The sequence below is a fragment of the Cytobacillus sp. C11.1 genome (assembly GCF_058145115.1).
Window position 1 is genome coordinate 462,773 of sequence record NZ_CM176935.1, and the last position, 18,830, is coordinate 481,602.

The 18,830-nt window shown below is 43.6% G+C and carries 17 protein-coding genes and 1 riboswitch; of the genes, 2 read left to right on the plus strand and 15 right to left on the minus strand.

Features of this window, described 5'->3' with window-relative positions; genetic code table 11:
* Positions 1-3: 3 nt before the first annotated feature.
* Positions 4-957, minus strand: coding sequence for an alpha/beta hydrolase (locus AC3ZVC_RS02395; RefSeq protein ID WP_490066101.1), 954 nt, complete (start codon positions 955-957; stop codon positions 4-6).
* A 172-nt stretch (positions 958-1,129) separates the two neighbouring features.
* Here AC3ZVC_RS02395 and AC3ZVC_RS02400 point away from each other — a divergent pair, with 172 nt between their 5' ends.
* Positions 1,130-1,684, plus strand: a complete 555-nt coding sequence (locus AC3ZVC_RS02400; protein ID WP_490066102.1) for a GNAT family N-acetyltransferase — start codon at positions 1,130-1,132, stop codon at positions 1,682-1,684.
* A 128-nt stretch (positions 1,685-1,812) separates the two neighbouring features.
* Here AC3ZVC_RS02400 and AC3ZVC_RS02405 read toward each other — a convergent pair whose 3' ends face one another.
* The 5 genes from AC3ZVC_RS02405 to AC3ZVC_RS02425 form a co-directional block, all read right to left on the minus strand.
* Positions 1,813-2,595, minus strand: a complete 783-nt coding sequence (locus AC3ZVC_RS02405) for a TerC family protein (RefSeq protein ID WP_490066103.1) — start codon at positions 2,593-2,595, stop codon at positions 1,813-1,815.
* Between the two features lie 14 nt (positions 2,596-2,609).
* Complete coding sequence (locus tag AC3ZVC_RS02410; RefSeq protein WP_214729187.1) at positions 2,610-2,735, minus strand: FbpB family small basic protein; 126 nt, start codon at positions 2,733-2,735, stop codon at positions 2,610-2,612.
* Between the two features lie 323 nt (positions 2,736-3,058).
* Positions 3,059-4,054: a hypothetical protein gene (locus AC3ZVC_RS02415; RefSeq protein WP_490066104.1), complete on the minus strand. Its 996-nt coding sequence runs from the start codon at positions 4,052-4,054 to the stop codon at positions 3,059-3,061.
* A 204-nt stretch (positions 4,055-4,258) separates the two neighbouring features.
* Positions 4,259-4,465, minus strand: a complete 207-nt coding sequence (locus tag AC3ZVC_RS02420; protein WP_490066105.1) for a twin-arginine translocase TatA/TatE family subunit — start codon at positions 4,463-4,465, stop codon at positions 4,259-4,261.
* Between the two features lie 16 nt (positions 4,466-4,481).
* Positions 4,482-6,236 (minus strand): alkaline phosphatase D family protein, encoded by a 1,755-nt coding sequence (locus tag AC3ZVC_RS02425; protein ID WP_490066106.1) that lies wholly within the window; start codon positions 6,234-6,236, stop codon positions 4,482-4,484.
* Positions 6,237-6,548: 312 nt separating this feature from the next.
* On the opposite strand from AC3ZVC_RS02425, the gene AC3ZVC_RS02430 reads away from it, so the two are divergent.
* Positions 6,549-6,869, plus strand: a complete 321-nt coding sequence (locus tag AC3ZVC_RS02430; RefSeq protein WP_490066107.1) for a hypothetical protein — start codon at positions 6,549-6,551, stop codon at positions 6,867-6,869.
* A gap of 360 nt (positions 6,870-7,229) precedes the next feature.
* On the opposite strand, the gene AC3ZVC_RS02435 is transcribed toward AC3ZVC_RS02430, so the two are convergent.
* From AC3ZVC_RS02435 to AC3ZVC_RS02475, 9 genes are all read right to left on the minus strand, one after another.
* On the minus strand, positions 7,230-7,355 hold the full coding sequence (locus AC3ZVC_RS02435) for an FbpB family small basic protein (protein ID WP_110067014.1): 126 nt from the start codon (positions 7,353-7,355) through the stop codon (positions 7,230-7,232).
* 87 nt (positions 7,356-7,442) lie between these two features.
* On the minus strand, positions 7,443-8,309 hold the full coding sequence (gene purU, locus AC3ZVC_RS02440; RefSeq protein WP_490066108.1) for a formyltetrahydrofolate deformylase: 867 nt from the start codon (positions 8,307-8,309) through the stop codon (positions 7,443-7,445).
* A 150-nt stretch (positions 8,310-8,459) separates the two neighbouring features.
* A riboswitch (glycine riboswitch) is annotated at positions 8,460-8,561 on the minus strand.
* Positions 8,562-8,776: 215 nt separating this feature from the next.
* A complete protein-coding gene (locus AC3ZVC_RS02445; protein WP_490066109.1) occupies positions 8,777-9,967 on the minus strand; it encodes an MFS transporter in 1,191 nt (396 codons plus the stop codon).
* Positions 9,968-10,103: 136 nt separating this feature from the next.
* Positions 10,104-10,742, minus strand: a complete 639-nt coding sequence (locus AC3ZVC_RS02450) for a glycosyltransferase (RefSeq protein ID WP_490066110.1) — start codon at positions 10,740-10,742, stop codon at positions 10,104-10,106.
* Between the two features lie 523 nt (positions 10,743-11,265).
* A complete protein-coding gene (locus tag AC3ZVC_RS02455) occupies positions 11,266-12,630 on the minus strand; it encodes an aspartate kinase (protein WP_490066111.1) in 1,365 nt (454 codons plus the stop codon).
* 259 nt (positions 12,631-12,889) lie between these two features.
* Positions 12,890-15,637 (minus strand): dynamin family protein, encoded by a 2,748-nt coding sequence (locus AC3ZVC_RS02460; RefSeq protein ID WP_490066112.1) that lies wholly within the window; start codon positions 15,635-15,637, stop codon positions 12,890-12,892.
* Between the two features lie 289 nt (positions 15,638-15,926).
* Complete coding sequence (locus tag AC3ZVC_RS02465) at positions 15,927-17,078, minus strand: MFS transporter (RefSeq protein WP_490068794.1); 1,152 nt, start codon at positions 17,076-17,078, stop codon at positions 15,927-15,929.
* 286 nt (positions 17,079-17,364) lie between these two features.
* Positions 17,365-17,649 carry a hypothetical protein gene (locus tag AC3ZVC_RS02470; protein WP_490066113.1) on the minus strand — a complete coding sequence of 95 codons (285 nt, stop codon included), beginning with the start codon at positions 17,647-17,649 and terminating at the stop codon, positions 17,365-17,367.
* 78 nt (positions 17,650-17,727) lie between these two features.
* Positions 17,728-18,492 (minus strand): alpha/beta hydrolase, encoded by a 765-nt coding sequence (locus AC3ZVC_RS02475; RefSeq protein ID WP_490066114.1) that lies wholly within the window; start codon positions 18,490-18,492, stop codon positions 17,728-17,730.
* Positions 18,493-18,830: the final 338 nt, after the last annotated feature.

Consider the following 18,830-nt stretch of genomic DNA (forward strand, 5'->3'; position numbering starts at 1 on the left):
TTTCTATTGTGCGGCATTAAGAAATTCCTTCAGTCTCTCCTGATATTCCTGCTCTGCCACCGTATATCCGTCTGTATGCCCTGCACCCGGCACGATCCACAGCTCTTTCTCGCCGCCGGCTTCCTCATAAATCTCATAGGCCATGTCAGTTGGCACCAGATCATCCTGATCACCATGAATGATGAACAGAGGAAGCTCATTTTGCTTCACCTGTTCGATAGCCGACGCTTCATTGAAAGAGTATCCGGCCCTGAATTTTGTAAAGACACTTGTAACCTGCATCAAAGGGAAGGATGGCAGATGGTAAATATGCTTCAGCTGGTGGGCCAGTTCTTCATGGACCGTCGTATAGCCGCTATCCGCAATAATCCCCTTCACTTCAGGCGGAAGATCTTCGCCGCTTGCCATCAATACGGTTGCAGCTCCCATTGAGAATCCATGCAGGAAAACCCTGTCGGCACCTTCTTCCTCCTTCAATAAATCAATCCATCCAAGATAGTCCTTGCGTTCATGCCAGCCATATCCAATATAATCGCCTTCGCTTTCCCCATGCCCTCTGGCATCAGGCTTCAGCACATCATATCCCAGTTCGTAATAAAACTTGGTAATGCCCGGCATCTGCTCACTATTTCCCTTATAGCCATGAGCCAGAATCACTGCTTTTCCGTTCGATTCCGGATTTTGTAAAAAGCGGGCTTTTAGCTTCAAGCCATCTTCTGAGGTGATCTCAAGCTGGTCAAAGGTTTGTTCCTCTGTCCACTCCATAACCTCCTCCAGCTTCGCCTGTGTCTCCTCCTCCAACGCAGCGCTGACAGTCTGCGCATTCCCTTTATATAAATCAACCGGATCATGGCTCCGATTGATGGCCACATTGTAAAAATAATTCCCTGCACCAAGCAATGCAGCCGATAATAAAATCAGCACACTGCCGGCTATCCAAATCATCTTCTTTTTCATCAATAAATCCCCTTTTCACATTCGCAATCACCCTCGTCTGCCAAGGTGCTGCAGCCATTCAATCAAACGTTTGATTAAATTGCTTTTTATACTCTTTTAAAGTGATAGAGTTATATTATTTATTATATATTTATAATAAGAGAAATAGATATATAAAGGAATGAGGGCCTCCATGATAAAATTAATTTTTTTTACAGAAGAAGACTTTAACCTGCTTAAAAGCTGGATCAAAACCCCTGAACTCATGGTTCAATGGAGCGGTGCCCATTTTAAGTTTCCACTAGACCAAGAGCAGCTGATCAAGTATAGTAGCTTTGCCAATCAAGAAAACAGCACGGAGTACATTTATAAAGTAATAGAAGCAGCGTCAGATGAAGTCATTGGCCATATCTCACTGAGCAGAATTGACCGCGTAAATGAAAGTGCCCGGATTGGAAAAGTCTTTATCAGCCCGGCTGCTCGCGGAAAAGGCTATGCATCCGAAATGATCCGGCAGATCCTCGCCATCGCTTTCAATGAGTTAAAATTAAATAGAGTCAGCCTTGGTGTGTTTGATTTTAATAGAAGCGCAATAAAAGTATACGAGAAAGCAGGCTTCCAAAAAGAAGGACTTCTCAGGCAAACAAATAAGGTGAGGGATGAATATTGGAACCTGATTGAAATGGGTATCCTCCGTTCCGAATGGCATGAGCAGACTGGGCCAGGCAAGATTCAATCAAACGTTTGATTGAAAAAAGAGCTCTTCCAGCTGAATGGCAGAGCTCCTTAAAATCTATTTATTATCGCCGGATTCGTGGACATTTTTTTCTTTTCCAATAAAAAAACAAGGCAGAGAGTTCTCCGCCTTGCTTTTTATTAGCTTGCTTTTTCCTCAATAGGTGCTTCCTGCTTTTCCTTCGATAAGAACCAGCCAGCCAATGCAATCCCAATTAAAACTGCGTAGAAAGTGATCTTCCATTCAGGCGATTTGGCGAAGCCTTCAGGAAGGATGGCCAATGCCGGATGAGACATCGTGTAGACAGCCAATTTGACGCCAACCCAGCCGACAATCCCGAAAGCAGCAATCTCGAGGCCTGGTCTCTTATGGAGCAGATCCACAAAGAAGTTTGCTGCAAAACGCATAATAATTAATCCGATCATTCCGCCGGCAAAGATCACCAAGAACTTTCCGCTATCAAGTCCGCCTATGTGCCCTAGACCTGTATCAGGGAGAGCCACAGCCAGCGCAACAGCTGCAAGAATGGAGTCAACCGCAAACGCAATATCCGCAAGCTCCACCTTAAAAACAGTCATCCAAAATCCGGATTTCTTTTTATCCTTATTCATTCCAGCTTCGTGCTCGCCCTTCTTGACGAGTGTTTTTCTAAAGATATGGTTAATGGCAATAAACAGAAGGTAAAGCGCACCGATCGCCTGTACCTGCCACACGTCTACAAGGAACGATATGGCAAAGAGGGAACCAAAACGGAAAATAAACGCTCCAGCCAATCCGTAAAATAATGCTTTCTTCCTCTGCTCTTCCGGAAGATGCTTCACCATTATGGCTAAAACAAGTGCGTTATCAGCAGCCAGCAGCCCTTCCAAGGCAATCAGCAGCAACAGTACCCAGCCGTACTCCAATAAAAGTGATAATTCCATTTAAACACCCTCCCTTAGTTCGCTTTTACGTGTTTTTCATCCAAACGTTTTTCAATCTTCGCAAGCTCTTCCCGATCTCTAAGGAGCTCTTCTTTGTTCTTTTTTATCAGCTCTGAAAACGACATCTTTTGCTTCTTCATCTTTCAGGTCTCCTTTCTTTTGATCTTTGAGTATGGATAGCTTCGCGCTGTTTCCTTGCAGTTATGTTATCTAAGGAATTTTGATTGCCAAGCTTTATAAGGCAATAAAAAAACCTCTACCAGCAAGCGGTAAAGGTTTTTTAAAAACAAAAAGACCTTTACCCGAAACAGGCAAAGGTCTTGCTAACAACGGTAAGGTTGCCAACAAAGCCGGGAGCTCTTAACTCCGAAATGACGACTCTGCTGTAAAAGCTACTCCCCTTTAGGAGAAACTATTCAACTATTAATCTAATCATATTATATTCTGCTTAAGCTGTCAATTGTTACGCAAATCGGTAATAAATTAAAATGAACGCTGCAAGCACAAAGATAAAGTTAAGGAATACAAACACAAATTGATCCGTCCTTGTTTTGTGCAGCTTAATCGGCGGGTTGTAGAATGATACCCCTTCAATGATGAAAATAATCAGCACAATATGGATCATAAAATGTCCGATGACCTCTGTCATTCCAAACAGCATTGTCGTGGTGATAAAAATAACTGTCACAACAAAGCCGACAACACGGTTTAAAATTCCGACAACCAATAAATAACCCACTACAAATTCAATGAATGCAGCCATCACCACAAACGCAGCCGGTGCAAATCCAAATGTCGGAACACCATGATTGGCCACAATATCAAGTGACATGCCTGGATACACCCATTTTTCAACAGCCACCCAGCAAAGGGATAAACCTGTACCTAAATACAGAAACGGAAAGCCAACCTTCTCAAGCTTTGTGCCGCCTACCAATAATACCCCGATAATTGCTACATAATAACCATAATCGAGCATATGGAAAATGCCATTATGAAGTGTTACGTACACAAATAATCCTAATAAAAGAACTGCCGCAATCTTCGTGGAGATATGATGAGGGATTAACAAAAATCCGATTGCAGCCCAGGTCAGAATCATAGCCGTCATATTACTTAAATGGAACTCTGGCGCAAACAACGTACCGTTCGCGACCTGAATCATTAAAGCCGCCGCGGTTCCGTACTTCAGAATATGTCTGCTGTACTTCCGGAAACCAGAGAGCCAGTCATCAAGCTTTTTGATCTTTGCCCATTCCGTTGTTTTCGGAATCACTAATGTTAATAGTGCCAGCACAACCGCAGCGGTTAATGCTAATCCCATAAATAAAGGTGATAATATATTTTCAATGGTTTCCTTTTGCGGAACCACATTTGTGAACCATTTCACATGAGCGCTCGTAAAAAAAGGCGTCATTACAAGTCCAATTATTAAAAGAAGCTGGAATAATTTTTTCATGATGTCATTGCCTCCTGATGGCATTAAATTTACATAAACAATATAAGTACAGTATTAATATATAATACTTTCCGGTGTAGGAGCTCGTTTAAAAATGAACATTATGTGAAAAGTTTCACACAATGTGTGATACAGTGTCCATTACGTTAAACTTTTTACCCCGAATAAAAAACAGGCGATCACCTCTCGCCTGTTTCAGCCTTACTAGTTTTCTTTTTTCACAGCCGCCAAAACCGGCTTTTTCTCTTCGATCTTTTCTTCGTCTCCCACTAAGTCCTTCGCTGCGCTTTTGAACTCTGTTAACGTCCGGCCAAATGCCCGGCCAATTTCAGGAAGCTTGGATGGCCCAAAGATAATCAATGCAATGACTAAAACAAGAATTAAGCCTGGTATTCCGATATTCGATATCATCTGCTCACCCCGCTTTTTAGTTTAAAACCTTTTTGCGTTTTTTCTCGAGCTGCTTCTCATGTGCACGGGCGTGGGCGCGATGACGATCTTCTTCCACCTCGGCAGTCATTTTCACACCCTGCGGTACTGCTGAAGTTGATACTTGCTTCAGGCCTTCCTGATCTTTTTCTAAAACAAAGGAAGCTCTTGTTGAGATATCCGCACCCGGTTCAGTTACATAAGGAAGCACCCGATAATCCGTACGCCACTGATCTGATGTCACCTCGCAGCGGACATAGCCACGGTAGTTATTAAAAAATTTAATATGGGGATTTTCTGCAAGCGTACGTTCCGTATCCGCTCTGACATCAGAACCATTTCCGCCTGAAGAAATCGATGTTCCGACAAACTCGGCTCCGATCAGTTTGGAATCCGTTTCATTATAATCAGCATGGAGATTGGAAGCCCAGCTCGCATGAACGTCACCAGTCAGTACAATCAGGTTTTCCATTCTTTTTGCTGCTGCAAAATCTGTCAGGCGCTGGCGGGCGGCCGGGTAGCCGTCCCAGGCATCCATGCTGAATCTCGGCGATGTGCTTGTCCCAAAATTCCGCTGTGCAAAAAACACCTGCTGAGCAAGCACGTTCCAATCGGTACCCGAGCTGGCGAGATTATTTTCAACCCATTGTTCCTGCTCTTGTCCAAGAAGAGTACGGCTCGGATCCAGCGACTCAGGCGTATGCGGTTTGCTGCCGTCACCATTTGCCTGGTCATCACGATACTGGCGGGAATCAAGCACTAGGAATGAGACAAGCTTGCCATAGGTGAATTCCCTGTATAGCTGCATACCCTCTCCATGCGGCATGGAAGATAAACGGAGCGGCATATGTTCATAGTAGGCCTGATATGCCGCTGCCCGGCGCTTGATAAATTCTTCAGCGGATTGCCCTTTTTCCGGGATACCGGCAGCATAGTTGTTTTCAACTTCATGATCATCCCATGTAACAATCCAAGGAAAGGCTGCATGGGCTTCTTTCAGGTGAATATCAGACTTGTACTGTCCATAGCGGTTCCGGTAATCTTCCAGCGTAATAATTTCCGGACCGCTATGATCACGGACATTTCCAGTTGGAGAAATGTATTCTTTTGGTCCATATTCATATATGTAATCGCCCAGATGGAAAACTAAATCCAGATTTTCTCTCGCCATATGCTGATAGGCAGTAAAGTAGCCATGCTCATATTGCTGGCAGGAAGCAAAAGCAAACGACAAGCTTGCCACGTCCTCACCGGCAGAAGGAAGCGTTTTTGTTTTGCCGATTGGGCTTAACTCATTGCCTGTTTTAAAACGATAAAAATAAATCGTGTTTGGCTTTAAGCCATCTGCTTCCACATGTACGGAATGGGCTAATTCCGGTACCGCAATTTCGGTTCCGCGCTTAACCAGTTTGCGGAAATGCTCATCTTCAGCAAGCTCCCAGCTGACGGGAACAGCATGATTAGGCATTCCTCCTCCATTAAGCGGATCCGGCGCAAGCCTAGTCCACAAAACCACACTATCTGAAAGAGGATCTCCTGAAGCAACGCCCAGCGTGAAAGGATACTTACTGAATTTAGGAGCAGCATCTACATTCAGATTTCCGACTCCAAGTGACTGTGCCATCGCCAGGGCAAGCGAAAACCCGGCAATCTTGCCTGCTCCCGAAAGAAAGCTGCGGCGGTCAATATCCTTCTTTACGCTTTCCTCATTGAATTTCCTGATTAACTCATCAATCGATCTCTCATTTCTCATTTCTTCACCTCTTTTATAATCTCGATTCACTTTTGATTATAAAAGGCTTGTTTTAAAGAAATATGAAGATATGTAAAGAGTAGCCGACGTATGTATGCCTAATTTAACAGGCCTTTTGTAAGAAATTGGATCTGTGGTGTTCCACAGATCCAGCACTCCCCTTCCAAATACCTGTAAGCCTCCGGGCCATTTGCCCCTTCTTTCTTAACAATTTTTTCATAGAATATTAACGAATATTGTCAGAATTTTTTAGTTTACTAATCTGGAAACCATGGTTATGATAAATACAATCTATTAAAAAGGGGTGAGGAGTTGAAAAAATCCAGATTCATGCCGTTTTTGCTGCTGTCCATTTTCTTATCCTTCCTCATCACCCAATACCCCGGCGTCCATTTTAACGGGATTCCTATGGACGAAAGCAAAGCCATAACCGTTTCCGAACTTGCGGAGAGCTTTCTTTTAAAGGATAATCCTAAGAAATATGTGTTCACACAGGATTCAGCCTCACTGGCACTCGGCAGTCTGGCGATCATCCTTCTCCTATACAGCGCGCTTCACATAATCGCGCGCAGGAAAAAAATCTTTTACACCCCCATTTTCTACGAGGCGAACTACATGATCCACACTCCTTAATTGTCCAAAAAACAATTAAAGGAGGAAAACGAAATGATGTGGATTCGATTCATAATGATTGGCTTGTTTTCATTAACAGCTTCCAGCCTGTTCTTTTATCAGGGAACGGAAATCTACCACGCCTTTGTGGAATACTTTAAACAAAAATAACATCAGTAGGCGCCCAGGGAATTCTCCGGGCGCTTTTTTGCTGCCTTAGACCGAAAGTGAGGGGAGTTGCCGATATATCGGAAAAGTTGATGATATATCCTTCATCTCCTCTTTTCTTTTCCCGCATACAATTGGATCCCTTCCACTAGAACCCACGCGCAATATAAAAAAAGCACCCAGCCTGTTCTCAACCAGGCTGGGCGCTCTTCCTTATTGGGCTTTTGCATATTTATCGTCAATCTTCTTTTCAATCTTCTCAAGCTGACGGCGGTCCTTCAAAAGCTCTTCTTTATTTTCCTTTATCATTTCAAGCATTGATAACTTTTTCTTTTTCATGTTTGCTCACCTTCTCTCATGATGTTATACAACTCTAAGGATGCTCTTCTGCATATTTTTCGACAAAATTCGGGTGGTACCTGGTACCTAAAACACAATCGTCTTATTCCCATGCACAATGACTCGATCTTCAACGTGCCATTCCACTGCCTGGGCGAGAACCCGCCTTTCGACGTGGCGGCCGGCGATTTTGAGATCCTGTGCGGTGTGGCGATGGTTGACTCGCTGCACATCCTGCTCGATGATTGGTCCCTCATCCAAATCATTTGTTACATAATGGGCTGTTGCCCCAATCAGCTTGACTCCGCGGTTAAACGCCCTTGCATAAGGATTGGCTCCCACGAAGGCAGGCAGGAAACTATGGTGGATGTTGATAATCTTATTCGGATACCTGGATATAAAGCTTGGCGAAAGAATTTGCATATATCTCGCCAAGACAATGAAATCGACTTTCCCATCCAGCAGCTTTACCGCTTTTTGCTCAGCTTCAGCTTTTGTATCAGGCGTAATCGGAATGTGATAATAAGGAATCCCATATCCCTCTACAACTTCCTTTAAATCAGGGTGATTGCTGATCACTAAAGGAATGTCCACCTCAAGCTCCTTTGACTTCCAGCGCCAAATCAGCTCCAGCAGGCAATGGTCCATTTTTGAAACAAAGATCGCCATCCGCTTGCGTTCACCCTTGCCGCTCAGCTTCCACTCCATTGAGTATTCCTTGGCCATCTCTGGCAAATCCTTTTTCAATTTTGGGAATGATTCATCAAAATCATTCATATCAAATTCAATCCGCATGAAAAAGATGCCTGCCAGCGGATCGGTTGTATGCTGGTCAAAATGGACAATATTCGCTTTATGCTCCAATAGGAAATTGGATACGGTTGAAATGATGCCTGGCCTTTCCGGACAGGAGATCAGCAAAGTCGCCCGGTTTGCATTAATATTCATATTCATATTGAGTTCCTCCATCCGCATTTCTGGAAACAAGCTGCCAAACACAAAAAGGACAGACAGGGGCAGCATTTTCCTCCCCCTTCTCTGTCCTTTTACCTGAGAGTTTAACCCCTTTGGTGTCGCATCATACATGCGCGCTCTCCAGAGATGCGTCCCGCTGCGGTTCTGTCTACCTGAGAGATTTGCTTCAAGGGTCTTTTTGAAGCTTGCTCCTTCGGTGGCCTCTTCGTTGCTCTCTCCCGCAGCCGTCATTCGCTCAATAATTTTTGTTATTTTCAGAATACTACGGTATTTTAAAAGTGTCAACCGATCTGCGTTTCTTTCACAAAATTGCCACAATTTAATATCTCTGGATTCGGTCCGGAATCTTTCTTATAGTGGCTAGTAAAATAACTTTATGCAATCTCTTTTACCTTTCCGTTCAACACACAAAAAGCCTGAAGACAAATGTCTTCAAGCTTTTTCATCTATACAGCCGCTTTAGGCTTAGGCGCCTTCTTCTGCCAGGCAACTGTGATAAATAAAGTAACTAACAATAAAGCTAACCCCAAAACAAACGGATACGAGATCCGGACATCATAAAGCACGCCGGCAATCGTTGGGCCAAGCACGTTTCCAATGCTCATATAAGCATTATTCATGCCCATCGCAAATCCCTGCTCATTACCGGCCATTTTTGAAATAAGCGTTGTTAAAACCGGACGCAGGATGGATGTCGCCAGGAAAATAATAAGCGAAATGACAAAGAAAATGGCATAGCTGCCTGCAAACAGCGACACAAGGAAGCCAAAAGCCGCGACTGCCAAAAAGATATTCAGCACCTTTCCCTCTCCATACTTGCTGACAACCCGATCCACGACAAAAAGCTGAACAATTACACTTATAATCCCTGTTGAGGTAACCATAATGGCAATCTCTTGCGGAGTAGCACCAAACTGGTTATCAAGATAAAGTCCCAGAACCGATTCATATGCCATCAGTCCGAAGCTCATCACCAATGTAATAACAAGCGGAATAAAGTAAGGCTTTCTAACAGACATTGCCAGCTTCTTGACCATTGGTTCCTCTTCAGGCATTTCGTCCGCAGAAGGCTGCTGCAATGTGCTGCTTTCTTCAAGGAGCACAATGGAAAAGATAACAGCCACTAAGGATACAAGCGCGGAAATCAAAAATGGCATTTTCAAGCCGAAGTCTGCCAAAAATCCGCCAATTCCAGGCCCAACTACAATACCAAGTGACATCGCAGCTGAGACAAGGCCATTCCCTTTTGCCCGCTGCTCCATGGTTGTAATATCAGCAATGTATGCAAAAATAGCAGGAATCAGCAAAGCCGCCCCAATTCCTCCGATTACACGTGAAAAGTAAAGCAGCCAAATCGAATCTACTGCATAAAAGACCAGCATGGATAATGTCAAACCTGCTAAACCGTATATAATCATCTTTCTGCGACCGTACTGGTCAGCCCATTTCCCAGCAATTGGAGAAAAAATCAGCTGGGCACCCGCAAAAATAGCAATCATCAAGCCAGCTGCCGTACCTCCCTGATTAATGGATTCCAAATAAGCAGGCAAAATCGGAATAATAATTCCAAAGCTTCCGATGGCAATAAACATATTAATCATTAGCATGTACATCTTTTTTCTTTGTTCTCCTGACATAGCGGATACCCCTCCCTCTATATATGAAAATTTTACAATTCAATTTTTGGCACGCTCTCTAGCTTATAATGGGACAGCCAGCTTTGTCAAAGGAAAAATAAGAGAAACTCCAGCATGTCACTGGAGTTCCTTTTCATCAGCTTTTAAATTTGTCTGGAAACTGCTTCACGATCGCGTCAGTAATGGCATCCGCCATGATAATAATATGTGAAACCCCTTCATCAATCGATACAATTCTTGCGTCCCAATCCTTTACCAGGCTTGCTGATAAATCATTTGTTACCAATTCCAAATGCATATACAGCAGCTTTTTCACGTCTTCATTTTTCAAATTAGGATTGGCGCCGCTAAGGAACGCTGCGATATCATCAGCATTCCGATGCCAGTCTTTGTTCAGCTGGTTTACCTTTGCTCCCTGCCCGCTCTTGGCTGCATCCACAATATCACCGGCAATGACGATATGCTCTTTGAGCAGCTCTGTCAGCTTATTCCCTGCAGCTTCTCCATAATAAGGCTTGATGGAATTTCCAATATCCTCCTGATTTTTCAGCAGCCGCGCCAGTACCTGCTTCTGATCCTCCGCACCTGCAGTTGTTGCACTTGTAATATAATTGCTTGTCCATAACACATGGTCAATCCAAAGTCTCCGGAACTCATTTTCAAACTTCACCTCTGATTGGCTGATACAAGGTTTCTGGGCTGCAGCACTGAGTGGCGATGCCACCATGTTTAACGGCAGCAGCAGCATTAATCCTATAATCCATAATTTCTTCATCACTTTACCCCTTCCAAAATTGAAAAAGTTTCCTTTTTATTTTGGATATTTGAGTCATTTTCATTCTTTTATTTTTAAAAAAATAATTCTCAATTTTTTCAATCAAACGTTTGATTTATTTAGCATAACCCTCTGGCCTTTCTATACTTTTCTGCAACGTGGCTTATTTGGACACTGATTCAGCTAAAAATACCCTATGCCAAAGGGGATAGAGAACTTCTAATTTGCAAGTTCAAGCTTTTATTTTCAGATTTCTAAATTTATTTGCAAATCCCTTTTTATTTGCAGATTCTTAATTTTATTTGCAGCTTGAAAACATTCTAATTCACCTTGATTTCAAGTTGTCCGTTTCCATCAAAAAAGGAGCACCCGTCTTCCGGCCGGGCACTCCTTTTTGCATTAGGCTCTATTCACCTACAGATCTCCACTTTTTAACGCTCCGAATTATCGCGGTGAATAAATTCGGTTCAATTTTTTCACTCCGCGTTTTGGCTGCTTTCTCTGCATCTATGCTGCCATAGCTTCAAACTGCCGCCACTGCAGCAAAAAACTCTTCATATAGCGCCTGTACAGCACGTTTCTCATCCACAGCCTTCACCCCGAACATCATGCTCACTTCAGAGGAACCCTGGTTAATCATTTCCATGTTCACCTTCGCTTTAGCGAGTGCTTTGGAGGCTCTGGCCATGGTTCCAATGTTTTGGCGCATGCCTTCGCCTACTACCATAATAAGCGACAGGCTGTGCTGCACTTTCACCTCATCAGCATGAAGCTCATTTTTTATGCGCCACAGAATGTCTTCCTCCATGCCATCCTTAAACTGATTTTCCCGCAGGATGATCGAGATGTCATCGATTCCTGATGGTGTATGTTCATAGCTGAGACCAAACTCTTCAAAAATCGTTAAAAGTTTGCGTCCGAATCCGACTTCGCGGTTCATCAAGTATTTGCCGACATAAATGCTGCAGAATCCCTGGTCACTGGCAATTCCAATAACAGGTCCGTTTGTGTTGTCCCGCTCGTTCACGATCCTTGATCCTGGCGCTGTTGGATTATTCGTGTTCTTAATTTGAACAGGGATTCCCGCCCGAAAAGCAGGTACAAGCGCTTCGTCATGCAATACTGTAAAGCCGGCATAGGAAAGCTCCCGCATTTCCCGGTAAGTCAGCTCTTTGATCTCCTTTGGATGCTCGACAATAAATGGATTAACGGAGTAAACCGCATCCACATCTGTAAAGTTTTCATACAGATCGGCCTTTGTGGCATTCGCCAGGATGGATCCGGTCACATCCGATCCGCTTCTCGAAAATGTGAATACTTCCCCATCCCGGCTGTAGCCAAAGAATCCTGGGAAAACTAAGACCCCATCCTGTTCCCGTAGCCTATAAAGGTTTTCATATGCTTCGGGAAGAACCTGTGCATTCCCCGGCTCAGGACTGACGAGCAGGCCGGCCTCTCTCGGGTTCACATACCTGGCTTCCACTCCCTGCTGCTGAAAATAAGCTGCCACCAGCTTGGCATGATTATCCTCACCGCTTGCTTTTACAAGGTCCATGAATACTTCAGGAGTGCTTTTATCACAATCGAACCTTTCAAATAGATCCTTCTTGATTATTTCTATAATATCAAAAGCCAGACCCAATTCGTCAGCAATTTGGCTGTACCGTTCCAGCACGGCCTCCGCCAATTCTCCTGCTTCTTCCCCCTGCAGCAGTTTTTCCGCACAAGCGATTAATAGATCTGTAACTTTATGATCCTCTGAAAATCGCTTCCCTGGAGCCGATACCACGACCACCTTCCGCTCTGGATCAGCATTCACTATGTTAAAAACCTTCTCGATTTGCTTTCCGGATGCTAAAGAGGATCCTCCAAACTTCACGACTTTCATCCTGACATCTCCTAATCTCTGAAAATTTAATCTTTATTTTACTCTTATCCTGAAAATAATCAAGAGGTTTTTCTACCTAAGGAGGACATTTGTTTTCTATAAAAATACACCATTTTATACCAATATATTAAACATTCACAATTAATACCTTTCCATAGCTAATTTTTACTTTTTTACAAAAATAATAGAAAACGCTTACATTTTAATCTTTTTTCATAAAAAAGAGGAAGATGCTCTCATCGCATCTTCCTCTCCAGTATTAACGATATTCCTTAACTCTTTCCCCTGCCGTTGTCATCCACTCAAACTGGCGGAGCTTCAGTTCAAACAGGGTAAGCGGATCGCGATAAATCTCAGGATTCTTGCGCATCTCGCTTAATGATTCTTTATTTCCTTCAATCTCTACATGTGTTTCTTCAACCGTTTTATTCAGCACATCGAATGGGTTCCGGAAGAACATCTTAATATCCCGTCCAATCGACTTCTCGAATAATTCGAATTGCTGCATAAACTTATCTGTAATCGATTCAGCGATCTCGCTGTAATCCTCATTCTCGATATACTGCTTGTATTTATTATGGAGCATTCCTTTATTCTGCGGAATTGCCCCAAGCAGCTTGCCTGCGCTTTTCAGCAGGAATTGCGATGGCGAGAAGCGATTCAGAATATTGACCTTTTCCAGCTGGACGCTTCCCCTTGTCATGCGGTCTGCGTCCCGGCGCCAGTCATCAAGCACCTTAAAGTCACAATCCAGCGCAATTTTTTCCTCACTGTACAGCTCATTAAAGCTTTCGCTCATTTCATTCAGATATGCCTGGCTATCCTTGAACTCGCCTTCGCTTTCCGCAATCCAATCCTGTATGGAAACATGGAAGTCCGGCAGCACCGTCTCTTCAATATAATCCTGGATTCGTTTATTCATTTCGTCATTAAGCTTATCATGAATTTTTCCAAAATCGCTGTCTTCGGTAACCAATTCAGAGCTATTCCGCAGCAGCTCAGGAATCTTTTTCTCCAAATCCAGTCTCATTTCATCTTTGATTTTGCTGTAAGACTTTTTAATAGTCCGTTCTTTCTCTTCTTCCATATCACTAAGCTGATTGATGGCTCCAGTAAGCTTGGTAACCATTTCTTCATTCCATTTGATCGTATCAATCAAGCTATTTTCCATTTCCACGCGCTTTTCAAGCAGGAACTTAATCGATTTCTTGATATAATACAGAACTTTGGCTGTACGTTCCTCTCTCAGATTTCTTCCGTCCATCATCGACCGGATAAAGGCAGATAACTCATTTAGCTGGCTTTTGCTCTCATAATGGGTAGAGAATGCGAACACCTTGGCATTCGGGAAGTACGTATTGATCCTTGAAGCGGTGTCCTCGACCAGTTCCATGGCATCCTGTCCGTTTGGAACCCGATCCATTTTGCTGAGAAGGAAATGGATTGGCAATTCCGGAGCCTGTTCCCTCATTCTCACGACCATATCAAGCTCTTTATCCGTCAGCGGCGAATCCGCATTCAGGACAAACAGCATGCTGTCTGCCAAGTGCAGATATTGAAACGCACCATTTCGGAATTTACTCTGCCCAGCCAGTCCCGGAGTGTCAATGAGGGCTAGCCTATTTTCCTGTAAAAAGGAGATCGGCATTTTGCAGCGAATGAGCGTATGCTGGCTCTTTTCCGCGCTTTGCCTAAAATCCTCCAAATCGGAAATGCTCCTTACATCTTCATCTGTTATCGCATGGATTTCCGCTTCATCGGCATCCTTGAAAAGCACTGATGCTGCGGTCGCATCGCCCATTAGCTCTTCGCCAAGCAGGGTGTTTACAAATGAAGACTTTCCATTTGAAGCTGCACCTGCAATCAGCAGGTGGTTGGCATCCAAGTCCAAAAGCTCACGGACCATCCATTCGAACCGTTCGCCCATTAAGACGCCTTTCGCCTTCGCCCACTTCATAACCGTTTCAAATAGCTTAAATCCTTCCTCCATTCCATCCTGATAACGGACAGACTTGCTTACAAGGCTTTCCGCCTCACTGACAGCAGAAGCCTCAATATTGGAAGGGAAAATCTCGCTCCACGCGAGCACAGCTGCTGCAGAAATCAGCGTGTGTGACGGCGATGCAATTTTTACCCAGTTAGATAAATGGTTCGGTATCAAATGGGATAATTCTCTGATTAAATGCTTGCCGTTTATTAATTCGAAATAAGTATCTTTATAGAGTTCTGAAAGCTGCTGCCATGTATGGGAACGTCCCGGCTCCATATTCAGCAGCAAATGATTGAACTCCTTAAGCCATGAAAAATATAAATTATTTTGCTTATAGCTATTCCACAATGCTGCTGATAGGCTTTCAAAGCGTGCCTGGTCTGCTTTAAACAAAGTCACCAATGCTTCGCTGAAATAGTTCGGCTCTATTTTAGCCGTACGCCCCTGCTCCACATAGGAATACAGAACCTCAAACCAGGACAGTGATTCTGTGCGGATTGCTTCGTTAACAGCCAGCTCAACCGCATTGCCCCAATCGCTGTGCTCTTCAAAGAAGCCTCGCGCCATATCGGTCACATCCGGATAATCCGGATTTAAATGAACCGCATTTTTAATGGAATCAACCGCCATTTCAAGCTTGCCGCGCTGTATGTACAATGAAAACAGCTGCAGAAGCACTTCCGTTTTTAACACATCAGATTCCGTTTCAATTGCTTTATAAAAGTCCTCTGCATTTGAAAGCAGATCCAGCTCAAAGTAGGCATCCGCCATGTTCTTCTGTGCCCAAGGCCCCAATTCATTCGGGATGTTTTCCCATTTAAAAATAGCCGCTTCATAGTCTTTGTTAAGGAAATAAACCTCTCCCTGTGCAAAGCGGATATACGTTAAATCGGGCACTTCGTTCTGCTGCTCAGCCACATACATCTCACCCAAAACCCTGATTGGATGCACATTTTCATTGCCTTCCATGAAGGTCTGATAATAGGATTTATTGATTAGCTGCTTCTCTAATGTCATCTTGATCCCCCGCAGTGCTATTTTAAAAGTGTGCCTACCGGCAGCCAGCTTTTAAAAGATTTTTTATTAAAAAAACGCAGAATGCGCCAATTTTCACTATTTATCCTTATATTGTAACAAAAATCTTTCTGCAAAAAATTTCATTTTCCTATCATTTTTGATACATTCTTGTATTTCTGTGTAACATCTTTAATAGTCAAAAGATATCTTCCTATTTAAATACCACTCTATAAAAAATAAAAACTGGCTGACAGAAATATATATTCCTGCCTGCCAGTTTTCATTCTAATTATGATACTTGCTGTGGCCGGATGGCTGCCCGCCTTCTGCCATGGAGAATGGTAACAATCATTCCTATAATCAAGAACACACTAGAAATTTGGAAAAGCGCTGCTGTTTCCACAAATTGTGCCAGAACACCAAATACAAGCCCGCTCAAGCCAATCCCAAGGTCAATCGATGAAAAGAACATCCCATTCGCCACCCCGCGGCGGTTAGGCGGCGTCATGGAAAGTGTCCAAGACTGAAGAGTTGGGATAAGGGAACCAAAGCCGACCCCAAACAAGATTCCGCTAATGATGATAAACAAATTCGAATGGGCAAACGAAAGCACCCACATGCCGATGAAAGTCAGGAACGTACAAAGCAGCACGAGCCCTTTAGCTCCCCGCTGATCGAACCACTTACCGGCAACAGGGCGCGACAGCGAAGCCATTATCGCGTTGAATAAGTAAAATAGAAAAATCTGATCAATGCCCCGTTCTTCTCCAAAAATCACAATGAATGTCACAATCGATCCATAGCCAAACGTCACAATAATTGTTATGAAAGCAGGAAACCAGCTTGATTTTTCCACTAAAGATCCTAAGTAAGAAAATTTAAGATCCTCTTTACGCGTCTTCTGCACAGCTTCAGGTGTATGGTATTGGACAATTGCCAGGAGCACAATTGCGATCACGCCAAGAACACTCGAGATGTAAATAAGATTCGTAAACGAGGTAATCTGGTACAAATAAATCCCAAGGCTTGGTGCAATAATCATCCCGATTGTAACAGACAGGCCATAATAGCCCATCCCCTCGCCAAGTCGGGAATTTGGCACCACATCAACGGCAGCCGTTCCATTAACCGTTGTCGACCAGCCCCATGCCAGCCCGTGAATGAACCGGAACATCAGGAAAATCACAACAACACTCGACAGCGGATAAACGATTGTAATCGCCAGCAGCGCGACTGCACCGATCAGGACGAGCGGCTTCCTCGCTCTATACTCCAGCATGAACCCGATAAACGGCCGGCTCAAAACCGCGCCAATCGAAAATAACGCCGTCACCAGCCCAATCTCAAGGCCCGAAGCCCCGATCGACTTAATATATGGAGGCAAAGTCGGAATCAGCATCTGAAACGACATAAACACAAACAAATTCCCAACCATCAGCATAACAAAAGACTTCGTCCACAAAGTCTCCTTTACTGCCTTATTCAAATGAAATCCCTTCTTTCCTTTATTCGTAAAAAAATTCTGGATGAGAAGATTTTAGCACATTGATATTTCGCATCACTAAATGCTAACACACCTGGCATGAAAAAGGAACGGGATTTGTCAAGCTGGCAGATTCGTTGATATATTTAATTTTTCGTTGATATATCGAGGAAATTCGTTGATATATTCATATTTTCGTTGATAAAATTAGGGTTTCTTATTATTTGCTCATAAAATCCCTTTTTCATCCCTTAACAAAATTCATAGACAAAGGAAGTGCCCTCGCCATGAAAGACTTTCTCTCCAGCATTCTGCTGATCTGCGGCTGGTTTTTGCTATTTTTGTTCATTTTTACTTCATTTGCTTCCCTTGGCTGGGCGACCGGCTTTCTTTTTGCCGCCGCCTTTCTCGCAGCTGGAACCGGATGTATACTACTATCCAAAAAACTAGACAAGGAATGACCAAGATGCCGGAACAAGAACTGATACCTGCTTTTTTGGGCGCTGTCAAAAATGTTTAGCAGTCCCATCAAAATTCTCCCTCGCCCTCACTGTTTAACTCCGCTTCCGCCAAAAGAAAAAGGGAGCTGAGTGCGCCCCCTTCGCCATCATCCCTGAAAACTGCTTGTTTCCAGTGCTCTCTGCAAGAATTGCAGTGTTCTTTGTATAATAAGCTCCTGATCGTTATCAAGGGTCGCCACGTGATAGCTGTTCTCCATCGTTACCAGCTCTTTGGCGCCAGATTTGATGCCGCTATAAATAACCTGTGAATTGGACGGCGGCACGACATGGTCCTCTTTTGATACAAAAATAAGCGCCGGGCAAGTAATTTTGCTTAAATCAGCTTTCACCTTGCTCATTAGGACTGTGATTTCCCCAAGCGATTTTACCGGTGTTTTTTCATAAGCCAGTTCTTTTACATCGGGATTTTTAATATCAGAGCCTATAGCATCAAGGAATCTAACATCCTTTAAATTCGCTGCTGCAGCCATATCCGGAATCTCGATTGCGGCATTAATCGGGATGATCCCCTTAATCTCAGGATATTTCTCTGCCATATACAATGTCAGTGTTCCTCCCATCGACAAGCCGGTCACAAAAATCATGCTGCATCGCTTCTTCAGCCACTCATATCCTTCTTCAACCGAATCAATCCAGTCCTGGAAAGTCGTCGTTTCCATTTCCTCATAATGGGTGCCATGCCCCTTCAGCCTTGGTCCGCAAACCGTATACCCTTCCTTTGCATAGGCTTCGCCAAGCGGGCGCATACTCTGGGTTGAACCGGTAAAGCCATGGGATACTAAAATCCCAATTTCATTTCCTTCAAAATAAAAAGGCTCTGCCCCTTCTAAAACCGGATACTTTTCCGCCATGCTCCTACCTCCATCCAATAAAGTTATTTCCTTTTAATAGATATTCTTTTCACAGCAAGCATCACCTGCTTTTTTGAAAGAATTTAACATTTTCGTAAAACTTCGCGCCGTGATGTGAGAAAAACTTTTTTTCCGGCAACGTCTTGTTTATAATAGATAGAATGAATAAGGCATTGGATAGTTTTGGCTCAGAACCGCTTTTTAAGGGAATAACTTTCTATAAAAGAGGATTCAGATTATCGATCTGCAGCGTCTGCGCGCAAACGTAAACCACTCCGCGGAAAACCGTCACTAAGGGAAGTTTCGCTTTATTTTCCTTCCCAATATTATTAAAATAA